The 19,187-nt window shown below is 46.4% G+C and carries 16 protein-coding genes, 1 pseudogene and 1 riboswitch; of the genes and pseudogenes, 1 reads left to right on the top strand and 16 read right to left on the bottom strand.

The genetic code is table 11. From position 1 onward, the window contains the following. Positions 1–189: 189 nt before the first annotated feature. The 9 genes and pseudogenes from PO771_RS15955 to PO771_RS15995 form a co-directional block, all read right to left on the bottom strand. Positions 190–4,227, bottom strand: coding sequence for an S-layer homology domain-containing protein (locus PO771_RS15955; RefSeq protein ID WP_272560651.1), 4,038 nt, complete (start codon positions 4,225–4,227; stop codon positions 190–192). Positions 4,228–4,454: 227 nt separating this feature from the next. Then, the gene (locus PO771_RS15960; RefSeq protein WP_272560652.1) at positions 4,455–7,205 is read right to left on the bottom strand and encodes an IPT/TIG domain-containing protein; all 2,751 of its coding nucleotides are present in this window, start codon (positions 7,203–7,205) and stop codon (positions 4,455–4,457) included. A 163-nt stretch (positions 7,206–7,368) separates the two neighbouring features. Continuing rightward, the gene (locus tag PO771_RS15965) at positions 7,369–7,971 is read right to left on the bottom strand and encodes an S-layer homology domain-containing protein (RefSeq protein WP_272560653.1); all 603 of its coding nucleotides are present in this window, start codon (positions 7,969–7,971) and stop codon (positions 7,369–7,371) included. A gap of 39 nt (positions 7,972–8,010) precedes the next feature. Further along, positions 8,011–8,415 (bottom strand): retropepsin-like aspartic protease, encoded by a 405-nt coding sequence (locus PO771_RS15970; RefSeq protein WP_272560654.1) that lies wholly within the window; start codon positions 8,413–8,415, stop codon positions 8,011–8,013. Next, positions 8,391–8,648, bottom strand: a complete 258-nt coding sequence (locus tag PO771_RS15975) for a hypothetical protein (RefSeq protein WP_272560655.1) — start codon at positions 8,646–8,648, stop codon at positions 8,391–8,393. Before PO771_RS15975 ends, PO771_RS15970 begins: the two co-directional genes overlap by 25 nt. Before the next feature lie 142 nt (positions 8,649–8,790). Then, positions 8,791–9,606 (bottom strand): annotated as a pseudogene (locus tag PO771_RS15980) (SpoVR family protein); the annotation flags it as partial. After that, positions 9,603–10,754: a sporulation protein YhbH gene (gene yhbH, locus PO771_RS15985; protein WP_272560656.1), complete on the bottom strand. Its 1,152-nt coding sequence runs from the start codon at positions 10,752–10,754 to the stop codon at positions 9,603–9,605. The pseudogene PO771_RS15980 and the gene yhbH, both read right to left, overlap by 4 nt. A gap of 21 nt (positions 10,755–10,775) precedes the next feature. Then, on the bottom strand, positions 10,776–12,674 hold the full coding sequence (locus tag PO771_RS15990; protein WP_272560657.1) for a PrkA family serine protein kinase: 1,899 nt from the start codon (positions 12,672–12,674) through the stop codon (positions 10,776–10,778). Positions 12,675–12,855: 181 nt separating this feature from the next. Then, complete coding sequence (locus PO771_RS15995; RefSeq protein WP_272560658.1) at positions 12,856–13,164, bottom strand: antibiotic biosynthesis monooxygenase family protein; 309 nt, start codon at positions 13,162–13,164, stop codon at positions 12,856–12,858. A 133-nt stretch (positions 13,165–13,297) separates the two neighbouring features. On the opposite strand from PO771_RS15995, the gene PO771_RS16000 reads away from it, so the two are divergent. After that, positions 13,298–13,471: a DUF3967 domain-containing protein gene (locus tag PO771_RS16000; protein ID WP_272560659.1), complete on the top strand. Its 174-nt coding sequence runs from the start codon at positions 13,298–13,300 to the stop codon at positions 13,469–13,471. Between the two features lie 65 nt (positions 13,472–13,536). Here PO771_RS16000 and PO771_RS16005 read toward each other — a convergent pair whose 3' ends face one another. The 7 genes from PO771_RS16005 to rnhA all read right to left on the bottom strand — a co-directional run bounded on the left by PO771_RS16005 (position 13,537) and on the right by rnhA (position 19,177). Further along, a complete protein-coding gene (locus PO771_RS16005) occupies positions 13,537–14,355 on the bottom strand; it encodes a MetQ/NlpA family ABC transporter substrate-binding protein (RefSeq protein WP_272560660.1) in 819 nt (272 codons plus the stop codon). A gap of 91 nt (positions 14,356–14,446) precedes the next feature. After that, positions 14,447–14,560: riboswitch (SAM riboswitch) on the bottom strand. A gap of 72 nt (positions 14,561–14,632) precedes the next feature. Then, entirely contained in the window at positions 14,633–15,370 is a 738-nt protein-coding gene (locus PO771_RS16010) for an HAD family hydrolase (protein ID WP_272560661.1), read from the bottom strand. 24 nt (positions 15,371–15,394) lie between these two features. After that, complete coding sequence (trmL, locus tag PO771_RS16015; RefSeq protein WP_272560662.1) at positions 15,395–15,859, bottom strand: tRNA (uridine(34)/cytosine(34)/5-carboxymethylaminomethyluridine(34)-2'-O)-methyltransferase TrmL; 465 nt, start codon at positions 15,857–15,859, stop codon at positions 15,395–15,397. A 76-nt stretch (positions 15,860–15,935) separates the two neighbouring features. Beyond that, positions 15,936–16,892, bottom strand: coding sequence for an amidase domain-containing protein (locus PO771_RS16020; protein WP_272560663.1), 957 nt, complete (start codon positions 16,890–16,892; stop codon positions 15,936–15,938). 85 nt (positions 16,893–16,977) lie between these two features. Further along, entirely contained in the window at positions 16,978–17,514 is a 537-nt protein-coding gene (locus PO771_RS16025) for a methylated-DNA--[protein]-cysteine S-methyltransferase (RefSeq protein ID WP_272560664.1), read from the bottom strand. 64 nt (positions 17,515–17,578) lie between these two features. Next, the gene (gene queG, locus PO771_RS16030; protein WP_272560665.1) at positions 17,579–18,718 is read right to left on the bottom strand and encodes a tRNA epoxyqueuosine(34) reductase QueG; all 1,140 of its coding nucleotides are present in this window, start codon (positions 18,716–18,718) and stop codon (positions 17,579–17,581) included. A gap of 24 nt (positions 18,719–18,742) precedes the next feature. Further along, positions 18,743–19,177 carry a ribonuclease HI gene (gene rnhA / locus PO771_RS16035; RefSeq protein WP_272560666.1) on the bottom strand — a complete coding sequence of 145 codons (435 nt, stop codon included), beginning with the start codon at positions 19,175–19,177 and terminating at the stop codon, positions 18,743–18,745. Positions 19,178–19,187 lie beyond the last annotated feature (10 nt).

A 19,187-nucleotide genomic window follows, 5' to 3' on the forward strand; every position in this document is an offset into this window, starting at 1 on the left:
TGGGCATGTGGTGGGACCCCTCTATAAGACTTATGACTGCTCGCTATACCCTTCTTGTTACATATCCTTATGCCTGGCAATTTAAAAAAGCTGACGTCGGTAATCTACGACGTCAGCTTGCCGCTTAGGGGCTTTTTTCAATTTCTATAAAATAGGGTCTTAACTACGAAGGGATGGTTCTTTTTTGACTTATGGAGTGTGACCTCCGAGGTACTGCGGCGTGCTCGGGAAGATGTTCCATTCCCCGTACAGGTTGAACGAGCCCGAACCTGCATGAATGCCAGACTTGCGGATAATCGTTCCACCATTTGGCATGAATTGACTGTGCGAGGTCGGATCACCAAGCACGTCGATTACGACTCCATTTTTCTTCAGAACAAAGCCTGTAGTAACAACATCATTGCCCAGATCGTACATCGCTAGTTCATCATTGAAGTACGTGACAGCAGGGGCAATGTCGAACAGATCATAAAATATCCGGTCAATGAAGAGATACGGCATACCCTTCCAGAGCGGAAACAACGCTTTGGTATATGAGCTTTCCTGTCCAGTCTTGAGCTTATATTGATGGACTTCCAGTTCATAGCCGGACACTTTCTGCGAGGTGTCGCCAACAGGGTTATAGAACAACTGAATCGCCGTGCGCCCGTTACCCAGGTCCATATATTGTGAGAAGTACAAGTCCTCAGCTCCTTGTGGATTGACAGTGACATGCAGCACGACTGCCGAGCCGTTTGCACCGATCACCCACACCGACCGCGAAGCGTCGCCGTTCCATGTCCAGAGCTTTCCGTTCAGCGCCACGGGTCCGATCAGGGTCGAGTCAGGGGTGCCTTCGTATATTTGGAACTTGGTTTGGTCCGGGAAGATGCTCGATAGATCGTAGCTGATACTGTCCTTCACACCCTGTTTCGTCCGAATCTCCACCTGTCCGTTCGGAGCAAGCGGCGCGTTGCGCACGGCGAGGTCGTAGGTCGTCGTGCCTCCCTTGCCATCGTCTGCGGTGATCTGTACCTTCGTGCTGCCCGCGGTCGAATCTGGTGTCAGCGTGAGGAGATTTCCAGAAACGGATGCAGCGACGATGCCAGACGTTTGCGGAACGGCGGTAAAGGTCAGTGCATCGCCGTCCGGATCTTCAAACAGTTGAGTCAGGTCGAACGTCCGGGCATTGGTCACTCCGGCAGTCAGGACTTGTTCGTAGATGGAGCTGACAACTTCCGGGGCTTGGTTTTGCCCCGTTGGAGCCGCTTTGACCTCTACCAGAATGGATGCCGTTGCGGTTCCCCCTCTGCCATCACTCACCATCAAGGTTACCTCTGTTTGGCCTACACCGACCGGTGTTAATGTCAGTGTATCTCCGCTCACCGTTACCGTTGCGATGCCATGGTCGTTTGTATCTGCTGTCAACGTCAGCGGATCATTATCCTCATCATGCAAGTAACTCGATAAATCCAGCTGCTGTGCATTCCCTCCCACTTGTAGGGTTTGCTTCGCTATCGAGTCAACCGCCGGATTGTGATTGGTTACAGATGCTGCCTTCACCTCTACCGGAATGGATGCCGTTGCGCTTCCTCCTCTGCCATCGCTCACCGTCAAGGCTACCTCTGTTTGGCCTACACCAACTGGTGTTAATGTCAGTGTATCTCCGCTCACTGTTACCGTTGCGATGCCATGGTCGTTTGTATCTGCTGTCAACGTAAGTGGATCATTGTCCTCATCGTGCAAGTAATTAGATAAATCCAACTGTTGGGCATTTCCCCCTACCTGCAGAGTTTGCTTCGCTATTGAGTCAACCGTCGGATTATGATTCGTTACAGATGCCGCCTTCACCTCTACCGGAATGGATGCCGTTGCGCTTCCTCCTCTGCCATCGCTTACCGTCAAGGTTACCTCTGTTTGACCTACACCAACCGGTGTTAATGTCAGTGTATTTCCGCTCACCGTTACCGTTGCGATGCTATGATCCTTTGTATCTGCTGTCAATGTCAGTGGATCATTATCCTCATCATGCAAGTAACCAGATAAATCTAGTTGTTGTGCATTTCCCCCTACCTGTATGGTTTGTGAAGGAATAGTACTAATAGAAGGTTCGGCATTCGGTAATGCGGTTACGTTTAGTTTGAATACTTGCGTAATACTACTGCCAGCATTGGATGCTGTAACTGTCACTGTTGCGATACCCACCCGCAAAGGATGTAGAGTTAATGTACTGTCTGACAAACTTAATGTGGCAATATCAGTATTATCGATAATTGCTGTATAGTTTAAAGGATCATTAGTCGTATTTACAAACAAAGAGTTAAGATTAAGAGTGGGATTACTCGATCCTAACTGTACAGATTGATCAGGAATCGAATCGTTAACGGACAGAGTGAATGAAGCCGTCGTTTTCTTTCCAACTTGATCATCGGCAACAACTGTAATTTTCGATGTCCCTTTCCCTTGCGGCATAACTGTAAGAATATTTCCTGTAACAGACACCTTGGCAACACTATTATTCTGGGAAGCAGCCCCAAATTTCAAAGTAGGTTGCTCATCATCTTTCAGATACTGAGATAAATCGATCGTATAATTTCCATTTGCAAGTAAAATGAGTTGAGGGTCAACAAAATTCTTAATTAGCTTTGGTGCTGTGTTCCCTCCACTAGAACCACCAGATGAACTACCTCCCGATGAACTTTGTGAGGCAGATGATGACGTAGTTACCCCGCTAACCGCTGATGAAGGTACACCCGTAGCAAGTGTCACGCCTCCCACTTTACTTGATGCTCCTGTCGTTACCTGAGACTGCGGATTATTAACTTGAAGTTGCCCGACTGAACCAGAATTATTTAGCGCCACTGATCCAGAACCATTCACTGTTACAGTAGCAATATCTGCATTACCAGCTACTGTTACTGGGCTTGAACTCGCTACAACAACTTGCTGAACAGTTCCTTGCACGTTAACTGTTTGTGCACCCTCACTAATCGTCATTTGTTGTAGCTTCGCTGTCGGGTCTACTTCAATCGTTGCATTCGTTCTTACATCCATACTTTGTACCGTTGTACTACCTGAAGAGACGACATGTACGTCCTGCTTCGTAACATTAACAGATTGCAGCTGTGAATCCTCAAACTCGACTGTATTTTCATCCCCACCTTCAATTCTTGCCATGCCTTTCACTGTTAATTTCTTAGCGTAAAAATCGTTTTGAAGCATCTTTTTAATGGTGAAATTATTCAATACCGTCAGATTCGATACTGTAATATAATCACTCGCAACGATCAAATCCCCGTCTACTATCGCTCCATTTCCGTTTAAAATAAGGTTCCCAGCAAATTCTTTTTCGCCTGTCTTCGCTGGACTTCCACCCGCCACAAGCTCTAGGTATGTGATTTTCGTGATCGTTTGATTTGACGATTCAAAGTCAATGTTTGCCTTCTGGAGAACCTTCGCATTCTCTTCATTTAATAGCCCTTTCAAACTTTCAGATACTTGATAGACGGAGCCGTTAATCGTAACCGTATCTTCCTTAATCGTGTCAATTACCATGTGATGAGGAGAAGATGTCACGATATCTACTAATCTAGACAAAACAGAAGCTACCTCCTGGCGTTGAACAAATTTCGCAGGGTTGAAATTTTCCCCATCCCCTTGAAGTAACCCTTGTTCCAGTGCCACTTGAATCGCTGGTTTCGCCCAGGTACTTACCTTACTTTTATCTGCAAATGGGAGATTGTCCCCTTTTCCTTTTGTATCTGCTTTAATCGCATTGACTAATAACACAGCAAGTTCTTCCCGGGTCATGGGGGTATCCGGATGAAAGTCTCCCTTTTCATCCCCCTTCATAATCCCAGCGGTTTTCACTGCTTCAATAGCATCTCTGGCCCATGCAGTTGTTGAAACATCTCGAAAAGGAGACGAACTGCTATTTTGTTTCGTCAGATGTAATACGTTTGCTATCGTTGAAGCGACTTCCTGGCGTGTCATCTTATCCAGTGGTCGAAAACGACCTGTTGGATCTCCGACCATAATCCCTTGTTCTTTCATTTTCCCTACAGCATCTCTTGCCCATGCACTGATTTGATTAGAATCTACAAAAGAAGTGTCCACCGTATTTTGGGACGCTGGTTTTTCCTTACTGGAATTAGGAGCTGCCACAACATGAATCGGTCCAAACAACATAGAAAGAACGACTGTAGTAGATAACACTTTATGGCATTCCCTATATATATTTTTGCTCATGATTTCCCCCTACTTACGAAATAAGTAAAAGTTACTGTAATTACTGTATTAGTTACATATTAATTTAGAATATTTCGTAAGAAAAACTCATAGATGCTGCCGATCTCATTTGCTTACAGCACCATATATTTTCTTAACTTATAAGAAGAGTGTAGAGAAATATGGACCTTCCCTACACTCTAAACATTACCAATTTTCATACTACGTCAGAATGCTTTAATCATCTGCTACGGTGTGTACGAATTTAAGTCATCAGTATAGCCTTGCCCTTTATTTATCCATTCTGCAGAATCGTAGGAGTTCGTATTTCCACGAACAGTACCACTAATACGTCCTAAGGATTGGTAAGGTACAAATTCGGCAATATCGAGAAGCTGATCCCCATAGTATAATTTAAGCTGAATTGATTGCGAATCATCATTATAAAAACCCATCATCTCGTAATAATCGAAGTTTACCTCACCAGAATAGATAGATTCCCCAATAGTAAACGTATTCGCGCTGCGGATAACGGCCCCGCTTTCCGGACTAAAGGTGATATCATCTCCACCATCACTGCGTTCAATATGTACCTTTGTAGCATCAATGTCTTCATCGGTAGGGTTATACAACTCGATACCTTGTAGAAAACCATCGCCCCATACCACTTCAGAAATGAACAAAGTCTTTGTGACTATCTTATTTGCCGCACTAACAACAGGAGCTCCTGTTGTTGTTCCTGTACTTGCGACAGGCGTCACTTCAAAGAAGATGTACTGCCCTTCGTCCTTACTCACAAGTGTATACGTCTTGGAGGTCGCTCCGGTAATGGCTACTTTATTCGTTCCAGCTTCATCATCTGCACGGTACCATTTAAACGTAGACGTTCCTTCCCCATCACTCTCTGCATCGTTGTACGTGTAGCTTCCCGTCAAGGTTTGACCCACCATTGTGGTTCCTTTGATCACCACATTGTCTGCTGTTGGTGCCTGGTTGGCTGCTGATACGTACGTGTACCCATTCGTCAAGTTCGCCGTTCCAATAGGTGTCGTGATGGATACATTCACTGCGCCTGCTGTTCCGGCTGGTACTGTTGCCGTAATCTGGGTGCTAGAATTTATGGTAAAGGAAGTTGCGTAGGTTTCACCAAACTTCACTGCCGTTGCACCTGTTAGTCCTGTACCTGTGATTGTTACCGTATTTCCCCCTACTACCGGACCGGACGACGGGCTAATCGAAGTAATGCTCGATGCCGTAGCATACGTATACCCGCCAGTCAAACTCGCCGTTCCATTCGGCGTTGCGACGGATGCAGTTACTGCACCTGCGCTTCCTGCCGGAACTACAGCTGTGATTTGTGTATCTGAAACAACGGTAAAAGAAACAGCTGAGGCTTCACCAAATTTCACCGCTGTCGCACCTGTTAGTCCTGTGCCTGTGATTGTTACTGTATTTCCACCGGCTGTAGATCCGGACGATGGACTAATCGAAGTAATGCTAGGGTTCGATGCAGCAACATACGTGTATCCACCTACTGAATTTGCCGTTCCATTCGGCGTCGTAACCGATACTGTTACTGTATCTGCAGTAGTTGCGGCTGGTACTGTTGTCGTAATCTGCGTATCAGAATCCACTGTAAAGGACACCGCATCGACTCCACCAAATTTCACTGCTGTTGCACCTGTTAGTCCTGTACCTGTGATTGTTACGGTGTTTCCACCGGCTGTAGATCCGGAGGACGGACTAATCGAAGTAATGCTTGATGCCGCAGCATACGTATATCCACCAGTCAAACTCGCCGTTCCATTCGGCGTTGCGACGGATACAGTTACTGCACCGCTTCCCGCCGGAACTACGGCTGTGATTTGTGTATCCGAAACAACAGTAAAGGAAACAGCTGAGGCTTCACCAAATTTCACCGCCGTTGCACCTGTTAGTCCTGTACCTGTGATTGTTACCGTATTTCCCCCTACTACCGAACCAGAGGACGGGCTAATCGAAGTAATGCTTGATGTCGCAGCATACGTATATCCACCAGTCAAACTCGCCGTTCCATTCGGCGTTGTGACGGATACGGTTACTGCACCTGCGCTTCCTCTCGGGACTACGGCTGTGATTTGTGTATCTGAAACAACAGTAAAAGAAACAGCTGAGGCTTCACCAAATTTCACCGCCGTTGCACCTGCCAGTCTTGTACCTGTGATTGTTACTGTATTTCCACCTACTATAGACCCTGAAGATGGAGTAATGGAAATAATCATTGGAGAAACAGCTGGAGTACTTCCTCCATGCCCCCCGCCTCCACCTGTATTTCCATTTGTAGGTGGTGGTGTTTGTTGGCTGGGTGTAGGATTATTCGGATTATCTGGTGCTTTATGTTTTTCGACTGCCTTGAGGAATTTACTCGTTACTAAAGCAACAGCCTGTCTATCAGCGATTCCCTTAGGATTAAAGCTATTTTCCGAGTCTCCAACCAATAAACCCAATTCCACAGCATAGGCAACTGCATCTTTTGCGTAATCTGATATGGAAGCTGCATCACTAAATTTTAAATTCGCTGCTTTTCCAGTTGCATCTACACCTAGAGCTCGTACGAAAATAACAGCCATATCTTGTCTTGATAAATTCTGTCCATTACCAAACGTGCCATCCTCATTTCCCTTTATAAGACCAGCTTTTACTGCTGCTTCTATATACTTGAAAGCATAATGGTTTGGTGGAATATCCGAGAATGTAGGGGTTGAAGGGACATGATTTGTATCGAGGTTTAAAGCTTTTGCTAAAACGATAGCAAAGTCCTGACGTGTAATTGTACCCGTAGGAGAGAATTTCCCCTCCCCTATCCCATTTAGAATCCCTTCATTCACCAGCTTTTGAATGGCGTCTTTTGCATACGAATTATCAATATCAACAAAGGAAGTAGCTGCCTGTACAGGAAGAGTGAAAGAACTCAACAACGTCACTGTCGTCACTACGTTAATAATATTTTTCTTAATCAAAAAGTTTCCCCTCACAATCGTTCAAATGAATGACCTTGCATTTTCCCTGTATTGTATCATTTCATTCTGAACAAATTCTGAACAAATAAAAGGCCTGACATACTCCCCTACAAGAGAATATGTCAGGCCTTTTAAAATTACTCTATAAACCCTGTCTCTTTCATTAAATCAACTCAGATTTCTGTAGAGGTCGCTGCACAATTTCCGCAACCTCTGCTCTTGGGATGAACTCTTTCGGTGCCAGTTGCTGACCATTTCTGCCAGACACAAGACCTGCTTGCAAGCAATCTGTAACCCTGCCCTTCGCCCATTCCGATGCCTGATTTGCATCTATGAACGGACGTAATAGTTCTTCTGCATCTTTAGGCTGAAGCTTTGCTTGAAGACCTGTGATTTTCATTGCTTTGGCGATAATCGTCATAGCCTGCTCCCGGGTAATCTTATCATTCGGACGGAAAGTTTCATCTTCAAATCCGCTGATTAGATTGTACCTGTACGCGGCTTGAACAGCATCACTGTACCACTCTGTTGCTTTTACATCCGCAAACGGTGCGATACCATCCTCTTGCTTAATCCCTAACCCACGAACCATAATGGCCGCAAACTCTGCACGCGTAATATCCTGGTCCGGATTGAAGAGATCATGACCGACACCGCTAATCACCATCCGTGAGCCCATATCATTTACCGCTACCTTCGCCCAGTGATGCTCAACATCCTTGAACTCTATTGGATGCGAAACAACGGAATACGTACTGTTCGTCAAACCATAGTTTTTGATTGCGATCAGCCTAAATGCATAGACTCATTCATAGTAAATCTTCATATTCTTTGTATTAATAACAAGCCCAAGTTCACACATAAAGTCAAATCCAATGATACCATCCAATTCAAGTCCATAATCCATAGCTCCAATTTCAACCTGGAAATTCTGAAGCTTCGTATCCCCGATCTGGATCGCATCCATTGTTTTGGAATATACAAATTCTGCACCGCCGACTCCATAAATTGTATGTGTCATATCATTCGGCTCAGGCTTCACACCGATTTCAATAAGCTTATCTACATTAAATATCGTTCCTGCCGAACCCGTATCCAGCAGAACATTTTCACACTTTATCGTTTGACCACGGAACGTAACAACTGCTTCAACAAACGGCAGGTCATGCTTTATTGTAATAGAGATCATATTCTGCGCAGCCCTGTCCATTTCTTCTCCCTGATATCGAGGTCCTCACGGGATGTATGGAAGAAATAATATTCCCGTCCTGGGTTCTCCTTATGGAGAGCTGTATAGCGTCGTAGCGCATCCATTGAGTCCTTGTAGCGGTCAATAACAGCCAGATCATCCACAATCCGTTTATCATCCTCGGAACGGGCTTTCAACGCTTCAAACACAACCCATTCGTCCTGATAGGCCTGTCTCACTTCTTGCCACTTCACGACATCCCATCCTTTCCGCATCCTTTTTTACTGATTATACCACATACATCTGGACATCCATATCTCACCGATTTAAAATAAAAGCATGCGCCTGACACTAATGTCATCGCATGCTTTTATTTTAATTTTAAGCACCTTTGCGAAACGAAGCCCAGCCTTCGTTCATGATCTTCGTCTCGATCTGCGGCCAGAAATACAGCATCTCTTCGCGCATGATCGTAAGTACATCACGCTGCCACGGCTCCAGACTTGGGCTGAACTCCTCAATAAACAACAACAAATCCTTCTCTGGCTCCGGAGGAAAACGTTTCGCATGATGCTTCCGTTCCTCATCCGCTGCTTCCCGCTTTTTCCGCTCCTCCTCATCAATCTCCCACAGATCATCATACGGTCGTGCTATTCTGGACGTAAACTCCGGCAGGTCCTCCCTATTGTCCGCCCACGTAAAATGCCGATGCAGCAAACTCGGATCAATATGCTCCTGAATCCCAAGAATCGCATCCAGAAAATCCTCCACCGTTTCCTGCCCATATCGAATCTCATACTGACGCAACCGCTCAGCCGTAGCCGACATGCTCTCTACCATATCACGATTCGTTCGACTAAACCGAACATTGTTCTTAAAGAAATCACAATGCGCCAGCACATGCGCCACGATGAGCTTATTCTGAATCAAACTATTGCCGTCCAATAGAAATGCGTAGCACGGATTTGAATTAATCACCAGCTCATAAATCTTGCTTAATCCGAGATCATACTGTAGTTTCATCCGGTGAAACGATTTTCCGAAGCTCCAGTGCGAGAAGCGGGTCGGCATCCCATACGCGCCGAATGTATAAATAATATCTGCTGGGCATACCTCATAGCGCATCGGATAAAAATCAAGACCGAATCCTTGTGCAATCTCCGTAATCTCATCAACAGCTCGCTCCAATTGCTTCATCTCTTCTTCCGTCATCCCGCACTCTCCTTTCCGAAAAATCCAGTCAGCGCCTTATACACCTCACCCTTCTCCCGAACAATTGAGTATTTGAACTTCGGATCTTTAATGTGCTTGTAAGCTGACATTAATGTAGAGTGTCGATTGTATTGATTAACCTCGCCGTATCCAAATATATTGCACTTCTCCATCAATTCCCGCACCAGCTTCACACAGCGGTCATTATCCGACGTCAAATTATCCCCATCCGAAAAATGAAACGGATAAATATTATACCTCGACGGTGGATAGCGTTCATCAATAATTTCCAGCGCCTTACGGTACGCAGACGAACAAATCGTCCCGCCGCTCTCTCCCTTAGAGAAAAACGCCTCCTCCGTCACTTCCTTCGCCTCCGTATGATGGGCGATAAACACAATCTCCACTTTTTCATACTTTGTGCGCAAAAAGCGCAGCATCCAGAAAAAGAAACTGCGCGCGACATACTTTTCCATCTGTCCCATCGAACCAGACGTATCCATCATCGCAATAATCACCGCATTCGAATGCGGTTCGACAACTTCCTCCCACGTCTTAAATCGCAAATCATCATTTAAAATATCTTGAATCCCCTCGCGACCTGCCAGCCCATTCCGCCTGAGCGCCTCAAGCAATGTCCGCTTCTTATCAATATTGCCCATAAGACCTTTTTTACGAATGTCGTTAAACCGTATATCCGTCACGATAATCTCATCCTGATCTTTCTGCTCAAGATTCGGCAGCTCCATCTCAGCAAACAGCATCTCCTGCAGCTCTTCAACCGAGATTTCTGCTTCATAATAATCTTCGCCTGCCTGATCACCCGCTCCTTGCCCTTTGCCCGGCCCCTGTTTTGGGTCCCCATCCCGCGCCACCACATCGCCTACCTTTGATTCCCCGTCCCCCTGGCCGACGTGCTGGCTCTTATTGTAGTTGTAGCGAATACGATACTCGTCGAGCGAGCGGATCGGGATTTTAACCATATCCCGCCCGTTCGACATAATAATACTTTCTTCACTCACAAGATCGGGGAGGTTTTTGCGGATTGCATCTTTCACTTTTTGCTGATGTCGCATCTGGTCCTGATGCCCTTTGCGGTGCAGCGACCAGTCCTCCCGTGAAATGATAAATGATGGCTCATGTTTCACCGTGAATCCCCCCTGACCTGCCTATCGATTCAGGAGGCTGCCAACATAGCGCAGTAATTCATTCGCGCAGATCGGGCAGTATCCGTGTCCATCGATAAGACGGGCGGTCACTTCGTTTACTTTTTTCAGCTGCATTTCATCCGGGGTTTTGCTTGAGGTTGTAATCTTCACGACATCTTTCAGATCAGCGAACAGCTTCTTCTCAATCGCTTCACGCAGGCGCTCATGACTGTTGTAATCAAAACGCTTACCTTTGCGAGCATAGGCCGAGATACGAATGAGAATCTCTTCGCGGAACGCTTTTTTCGCATTTTCAGAAATGCCAATCTGTTCCTCAATCGAACGCATCAGTTTTTCGTCTGCTTCCATTTCCTCACCCGTAATCGGGTCACGCACTTTTGACTTATTGCAGTACGACTCCACATTGTCAAGATAGTTATCCATGAGCGTTTTTGCGGACTCTTCATATGAGTAGACGAACGCTTTCTGCACTTCCTTCTTCGCTAGCTCATCATACTCTTTGCGGGCGATGTTAATAAACGTTAAATATCGTTCTTTCTCTTCCTTCGATACTGTGGCAGTCTGGTCGAGACCGTCCTTAAGTGCCCGTAAAATATCCAGCGCATTGATGCATTCTGTATCGCGACGAATAAGCGCACTGGAGATACGGTTGATCACATAACGCGGATCGATCCCGCTCATTCCTTCATCAATAAATTCGTTCTGCAGCTCTTTAATATCCGATTCTTTAAATCCTTCAACGGCCCCTCCGTCATAAAGACGGAGCTTCTTCAACAAATCGACTCCCTGCTTTTTAGAATCTTTTAGACGAGTCATAATGGAGAAGATGGCTGCAGCTCGGAGCGCATGCGGTGCGATGTGTACATGACCAAGATCGCTCTGCTTAATAAGCTTATCGTAAATTTTCTCTTCATCTGATACACGCAAGTTATACGGTACACGCATGACGATAATCCGGGACTGTAATGCCTCGTTTTTCTTATTAGAGATGAACGTTTTGTACTCCGATTCATTCGTATGAGCCACAATCAATTCATCTGCCGAAATAAGGGCGAAGCGACCAGCTTTGAAGTTGCCTTCCTGTGTCAGAGAAAGTAAGTTCCAGAGGAATTTCTCATCACACTTCAGCATTTCCTGGAACTCCATCAAGCCGCGGTTTGCCTTGTTCAACTCTCCATCAAAACGATACGCACGCGGATCGGACTCCGAACCGTATTTCGTAATCGTTGAAAAGTCAATGCTTCCGGTTAAATCCGCGATATCCTGGGATTTTGGATCAGACGGACTAAATGTTCCAATCCCCTTGCGTTTTGCCTCCGAGAACAAAATACGTTCAATCGGCATATCCTCCAACCGGCCGCCGTATTCTGTCTCGAGGCGCATCTGGTTATACGGGGACAGATTGCCTTCTATTTTGATTCCGAGCTCTTTTTCAATATCCGGGCGCAAGTCATGCGGAACCAGGTGCAGGGGATCTTCCTGCATCGGACATCCCTTAATCGCATACACTGCCCCTTCCTCTGTACGTGAAAACTGTTCCAACCCGCGCTTTAACATCGTCACAAGCGTTGATTTTCCGCCACTAACCGGCCCCATCAGAAGCAGAATCCGCTTTCGTACATCAAGACGCATAGCCGCCGAGTGGAAATACTCCTCTACCAGCTTTTCGATTGCGCGATCTAAACCATAAATCTCTTTACTGAAAAAGTTGTATGTTCTGCTTCCATCTTCGTTATGTTCAATCCCGGCATGTTTAACCATGTTATACACCCGGGAGTGTGCAGTTTGAGCCACATGAGGATTTTTGCGTACGATTTCCAAATACTCGGCGAACGTGCCTTCCCACATCAGTTGTTCTTCACGGGCGCGATAGTCTGCGATCCGTCTTAGGATATCCATTGGGCACTCCTCTCCTTTTCCTCGTTCAGAATACGTATGTCTTGGGGGGTGAGTTTTTACTATCCTATTCCGTGACCATTACTGACATGCTAAGAAAAACAGGCATCGGCTCAAGCATTCGTTATTTGTCTGTCCAAACAAAAAAGCCACAGGCGAGTTGACCTGTGACTTCTTCATACTTTTATTTATTATCGTATACGGCTCCATGCAGCACTTCATAAATTTCAAGCTGTGAACCTGTCGCTGGATTATTTTCATTCGAATGCGCATGTGCACGGCGGAAGGAGTCACTCTCAGTCCAAGCGCGGAATGATTGTTCACTATCCCACTTCGTATACACAATCTGCTTGTCCATATCCAGGCTACCAAGGAATTGGAATTCCAGACAGCCTGGAACTTCTTTCATTCGCTCCGCGCTCTTGCCAAACATCTCAGTCATCCGACCTTGCATTGCTTTGGGGACTTGCAGGACATTCATTACTACATACATAGAAAGCACCTCCTGTAAAATGACTTCGCCTTCACTATACCAAATCAGGAAGACAGATTCCAATTCAGGGGTGCAAAACCACTTTATAAGTTGGTAAAATAAAGATAATTATTTTTAATAAGGAGGCGTATGTATGAACGCTGAATCGTCTGAATCCAGCAAACAGGAGCAAGACCATCTGGAACGAACCATTCGGGAGCGTGATGAACGCATTACACAAATGATGCGTGAAAAACAGGAAACCCGTATGCTTCTTGCCTCCGCAGAGCAGCCGTCCTTCTGGCGCCGCCTTTTTCGTCGAGTATAAAAAAACGCACAAGAGCAGGTGTTCCGGTATGGAACGGTATGCTCTGTGCGTTTTTTTGTGTGGTATTAAAATACCGGGATAACGGAGCCTTTGTATTTCTCTTGGATGAATTTCTTCGTATCCTCGGATTTCAGCACTGCGATCAGCTTTTTGATCTCGTCACGGTTCTCATCGCCTTCTTTAACTGCGATGATGTTTGCGAATGTTTTCGCTGCTTCAGAATCTTTCTTCTCCATTGCGATCGCTTTGTCTGGCGTTAGGCCGCCTTCCATTGCATAGTTACCATTAATTACAGCGTAATCAACTTCACCAACCGCACGCGGCAGCATAGAAGCTTCCATTTCTTTAATCTGAATGTTGTTCGGATTTTCTACAATATCCTTTTGTGTCAGCTCGTTGAGTGGCTTGCCAGCTTTCAGCTTAAACCAACCTTGTGCTTCAATCAGTTTTAATGCGCGTGCACCGTTGGATACATCATTCGGAATTGCGATCACAGCGCCTTTTTTCGGTTGCTTCGCTGTTTCTTTACCAGGGTATAAGCCCATCGGCTCAAGGTGAATACCGTCTAACGCTTTAATGTGTGTACCATGCTTTTTGTTAAAATCATCGAGGTAAGGTGTTGTCTGGAAATAGTTTGCATCAATTTGCTTGTCTTCAAGCGCTTTATTCGGAAGTACATAGTCGTTAAATACGCGGATTTCCATATCCACGCCTTGTGCTTTCAGCTTGTCCTGCACGCTTTTCAAAATCTCGGCATGCGGAACTGCACTTGCCCCTACAATAATCTTCTTTGTTTCTGCTTTTTGCTGGTTACCTCCACCGCCGCATGCTGCGAGCAGGCCTACAACCAGCGCAAGAATTGCCATTACAATCCACTTCTTCATGTGCAAAAACCCCTTTTCTTTTTTTGATCGTACAAAAAACTCCCTCGCCGGCAGAAAACCGAGAGGGAGTTGGTACTAGCAACCTCATCATCTCTTATCTGCCAGGAATTTCATCCTGCTGGATTTGGCACAAAATTTTCTTATAAGCAAGAAAATCCGCTGCCGGGCTTCATTGGGCCAGTCCCTCCGCCGCTCTCGATAAGCGAGTTTTATTTAATTACTGAAAATTATATTACTTCCCTTTAAAACGTTTGTCAAATATTTTTTCAATAAAATATTATTCAGACTTTTTTATGAAAGGTCCCTGCTGGCTTACAAGCATATCATACAGCTGTTTCATCATTCCTGACGCTGTAACGCGGTGCTGTGGTACACCACGATCGATTTTATAATCTTCCACCAAAAAAGTTTGCATTCCAACTTCTTCTGCGACCATATCCTGCTGCATATCATTCCCGATCATAATACAGCGTTCAGGTGGAATGCCGATAGATTCACTGATCTCCCGGAAGTAATTCGGATTTGGCTTGCAGTAATGAGCCTCTTCAAATACCGTCACATGCACGAAATCTTCCGCAGCAAATCCTGCCCAGCGCAGGCGTTCAATAATTGAAACACCTGGAAATACCGGATTCGTAGCGACAACAACATGATACCCCTGCCGCTTCGCTTCTTCCACCACTTTTGCGGCATATGGATGCGGGCCGCAGTCTTCCTGCAATACCGGAAACTCATCCGCATAAAACTGATCGAATACTGGCCACACCGTATCATACGCCAATCCAGTCAGATCAAGAAACTTCTGTTGGAATACTTCAGCATTCGTTTTCGTGCCATCATCGTCTTGCATGACATGCTTTGTCGCTTCCCAAAGTGATGCGCCAAGCTTTTGCGGCTCGATAATATGCGCCGTATAGGCTCCGAGACGTTCTATGTATCGCTTTACGAACGCTTCCGTATCCATCGTCAGCAGTGTCCCATCTAAATCAAATAAAATTGCACGCGGCTCCGTCATCGCCACTCCTCCTTTTAGCTGGTATTAACTCATACCGGGATATCCGATCTGGCGCAGCGCTTCGTACAAAATCACAGCTGCCGTGTTAGACAAATTGAGCGAACGCGTCGCATCGCTCATCGGAATACGGATAATCTGGCCGGGGTACTTCTCCATAATGTCGACTGGAATCCCGGTCGTCTCCTTCCCAAACACAAAAAAATCACCATCCCGATATTCAGCTGCGGAATGGTATATAGCTCCGTTCGTTTCGATAAAAAACAGGCGGCAATCTGGATTCTTGTCCATAAAGTCGTCAAACGACTCATAATAGGTCAAATCAACCGCATACCAGTAATCGAGTCCAGCCCGCTTTAAATAGCGGTCATCTGTCGAGAACCCAAGCGGTTTAATCAGATGCAGCCGGGTTTTCGTTGCGGCGCACGTACGCGCGATATTCCCTGTATTGGCTGGAATAAGCGGCTCGTGCAACACGATATTAAACGCCATGTCGTCTGTCACCTCATCTGTAATAATACCATATTCTGTCCTGAAGCAAAACGGCCGCACAAAGCGGCCTGATCAGCTACAAAATATGGTAGAATGAATATTTGATATTCTTCGTATATGCCGTTGAATCTGTATAATCCCAGTATCGCATGCGGCTATTTACCGTATGTGCATTCACAAGCGGGTTCCCAAAAAAATCTTTCGCGACAATAATAGTCGAATGATCCCATCGTCCATTCCCTTCAAAATCATAGCAAATAATATCGCCGATGGTAAGCTCATACGGCGACTCTTTTTTCTCGGTGTAAATTGGGCTGCCACGCTCAAGCATCCAGCGGAAGATGTTAGCCACAGTCCAGCTATAACTCCACACAGCACCCGGACTATCTCCCCCTCGATACCACCAGCCCGTTGCGCGGTTTCCCGTACTTTTCATAGGAACCCCGCCTGCGTGCAAACACTGCGAGATGTAATTGGTACAATCATCCTCAAAATAACGATATTCTGGATTGTGGCTGTTCCACCACAGCTCCGCATACCGCACCGCCGCAATCCTGTCGTATACGTACGTCTGCGGTTGTTGCTTAGTAGCCACTCCTCGCTCATCTTCCTCACGTGCCCATAATAGATCCCGCTCTGCGATTTCTACAGATTGAGGACCCCGCACTGTCTCATCGGCGGCAACGCTCCAGCATCCATCTTGATAGATGAGCGTAATACGAGATTCTCGTACTTTCTCCTGCTCTCCCGTATGATCTTCCCAGGCATACATATACCATTCTCTTGCTTTTACACGCACGATGACCTCTCTCACCGTCTGTCGCTCCACACCTAATTCGAGCACATCGAGCCTGCCTCGCACCGGCTGCATATTGTATGACTTAAGCCGATTACGCTGGCGGTTGCATGCCTCAATTATCGGCAGAGCAGCATTCTTTACTTGCGCAATTTCGCTAATCTCATGACTGTCCTCCACCAGCAGCTTCGCCCGGTAGGACAAATATTGCGCGAGCGTTTTTTGCCATTGTGCCATCTCTTTCCTCCTCGCATATAAATTGCTCTTATGTATATGCGAAGAAATAAAAAGAGAGAAGCCCGCTGCTCCTCTCTGTTCATTGCTATACCATGCCAACTTCTGTTTTCTCCAAGATGCCCTCTAACTGTAGCAAACTTTCTTTTATATCCAGGCCGCCGCCATATCCGACGAGCGCACCATTGGAACCGATCACACGATGACAAGGAATAAAAATAGACAACGGATTCTTATTGTTCGCTCCGCCAATCGCTCGCACTGCTTTCGCGGCGTTAATCGCAAGCGCAATATCCTTATAAGAGCGCGTCTCCCCATATGGAATGCAGCGCAACTGTTCCCATACAATCTTCTGAAATTCTGTGCCATACACATCAAGTGAAATGTCAAATTCACGACGCACACCCGCAAAATATTCGTCCAGCTGCCGGATAACATCTACGAATAGTTCCGGGGCATGCAGCACACTTTCCGTTCGCAGCCATTTCTTCGCCCAGCGCTTTAACGAAAGTATGACAGAATCTCCCTCCCCGAATTCCACCAGACATAGACCTTTCTGTGTCGCTGCCAGCGTAATCGGACCGAGGGGGCTGTGATACACGGTATAGTACATTTCCGGCTTCACGCAATCCCTCCCTTGTACATCTCCCCCCATCTTACATCGGAGCTCTTTCGAAAAGCCAGCATTATTATTCGACATTTTCTAGCTTAGAAAGCGCTTTTTCGATTTCAGAGTAGACGGAGTTGTCCCGTTCGTTGTTTTTCGCCATTTCTAGCGCAGCCCTTGCATCTTCTCCGCCAATTCGCCCAAGTGCCCAGGCAGCTGTACCGCGAATAGCAGGTCTTTCATCCCGACGCAGTAACTGTATAAGTGCTGGAACAGCCGTCACATCCTTAAAATGTGCTAGTGCTAAAATCGCATTGCGCTGGATCGGCTTTTTGCCACGCCAGGCAGCCGATGAACGTCCGAAGCGAGCGGTAAACTCTTTCTTGCTAATCGACAGAAGTGGCTGTAAAAGCGGCTTAGCGGCTTCCTTATCCGGGACGAATTCTAGGTGTAGATTGACATGTTTTTTACGGTTTTTCGGACATACCTGCTGACATGTATCGCAGCCATATAAGCGGTTGCCAACGGCTGTACGGAACTCGTCTGGAATGTAGTCTTTTATCTGGGTAAGAAAAGCAACGCAACGCGTAGAATCGAGCTGCCCGCCCTGCACAATCGCACCAGTCGGGCACGAATCGATACAAAGCGTACAATCGCCACATTCATCCTCAATCGGTGTATCCGGTGGAAATGCTACATTCGTCAGCATCTCACCCAAGTACACCCATGAACCGAATTCATGGGTAATAAGTGACGTATTTTTCCCAACCCAGCCAAGTCCAGCACGTGCAGCTACCGCTCGATCAGACAGAGCTCCTGTATCGACCATAATGGCCGTCTGCACACCCGGGACGTGCGCCTGAAGAAATTCCTCCAGCTTTTTTAGTCGATCACGCAGTACATTATGATAATCTTCGCCCCAGGCAACCCGTGCCAGTACACCGCGATATGCACCCGGCTCTGACTTTGGCGGTGCTTCCATACGCGATGGATAGGCGAGCGCAATCGAAATAATCGAGCGTGCTCCTTCCATGCTAAGCTCGGGATAGACTCGCTTCTCAATGTCTTTCTCTTCAAAGCCTGACTCATATCCACGTTCCCGATGTGTATACAAACGCTCTTTTAACGTCAAAAACGGGTCTGCGGCCGCAAACCCGATCTTATCAATGCCGATACTGTATGCATAGGCGATTACTTCCTGTTTGAGCTGCTCTACGTTCATAATTCCTCCTTGCACCAAAGCAGACTAACGACGCTGAATGGCTCCTGTTGCCAGTTCATCACAGCGATTGTTCAGCTCATTATCCGCGTGACCTTTCACTTTAATATACTCCACACGGTGCGTCTCCATAAGCCCAAGTAGTTCTTTCCATAAGTCCTGATTCTCCACAGGCTGTTTCTTGCTGTTTTTCCACCCGTTGCGCACCCAGTTTTTATGCCAGCCCTGCTTGAAGCAGTTCACCATATAGGCGCTATCACTGTGCAGCTTTACGATACACGGCTCTGTCAAAGCTTTCAGTGCTTCTACCGCCGCTTTCAGTTCCATTCGATTATTCGTCGTATTGTCTTCACTGCCCGACATTTCCCGGCGATGCTTGCCATACAGCAGCACTGCGCCCCAGCCACCTGGCCCTGGATTCCCCGAACAAGCGCCATCTGTATAAATAATAATTTCTTTCATCGTCTCCCCT

The sequence above is a fragment of the Aneurinibacillus uraniidurans genome (genome assembly GCF_028471905.1).
Lineage (GTDB): Bacteria > Bacillota > Bacilli > Aneurinibacillales > Aneurinibacillaceae > Aneurinibacillus > Aneurinibacillus uraniidurans.

Bases quoted from the DNA above. Each gene is read 5' to 3' on its own strand.
- PO771_RS15955 (WP_272560651.1), bottom strand. From the start codon at position 4,227: ATGAGCAAAAATATATATAGGGAATGCCATAAAGTGTTATCTACTACA.
- PO771_RS15970 (WP_272560654.1), bottom strand. From the start codon at position 8,415: ATGGACAGGGCTGCGCAGAATATGATCTCTATTACAATAAAGCATGAC.
- PO771_RS15990 (WP_272560657.1), bottom strand. From the start codon at position 12,674: ATGGATATCCTAAGACGGATCGCAGACTATCGCGCCCGTGAAGAACAA.
- PO771_RS15995 (WP_272560658.1), bottom strand. From the start codon at position 13,164: ATGTATGTAGTAATGAATGTCCTGCAAGTCCCCAAAGCAATGCAAGGT.
- PO771_RS16000 (WP_272560659.1), top strand. From the start codon at position 13,298: ATGAACGCTGAATCGTCTGAATCCAGCAAACAGGAGCAAGACCATCTG.
- PO771_RS16005 (WP_272560660.1), bottom strand. From the start codon at position 14,355: ATGAAGAAGTGGATTGTAATGGCAATTCTTGCGCTGGTTGTAGGCCTG.
- PO771_RS16010 (WP_272560661.1), bottom strand. From the start codon at position 15,370: ATGACGGAGCCGCGTGCAATTTTATTTGATTTAGATGGGACACTGCTG.
- trmL (WP_272560662.1), bottom strand. From the start codon at position 15,859: ATGGCGTTTAATATCGTGTTGCACGAGCCGCTTATTCCAGCCAATACA.
- PO771_RS16020 (WP_272560663.1), bottom strand. From the start codon at position 16,892: ATGGCACAATGGCAAAAAACGCTCGCGCAATATTTGTCCTACCGGGCG.
- queG (WP_272560665.1), bottom strand. From the start codon at position 18,718: ATGAACGTAGAGCAGCTCAAACAGGAAGTAATCGCCTATGCATACAGT.
- rnhA (WP_272560666.1), bottom strand. From the start codon at position 19,177: ATGAAAGAAATTATTATTTATACAGATGGCGCTTGTTCGGGGAATCCA.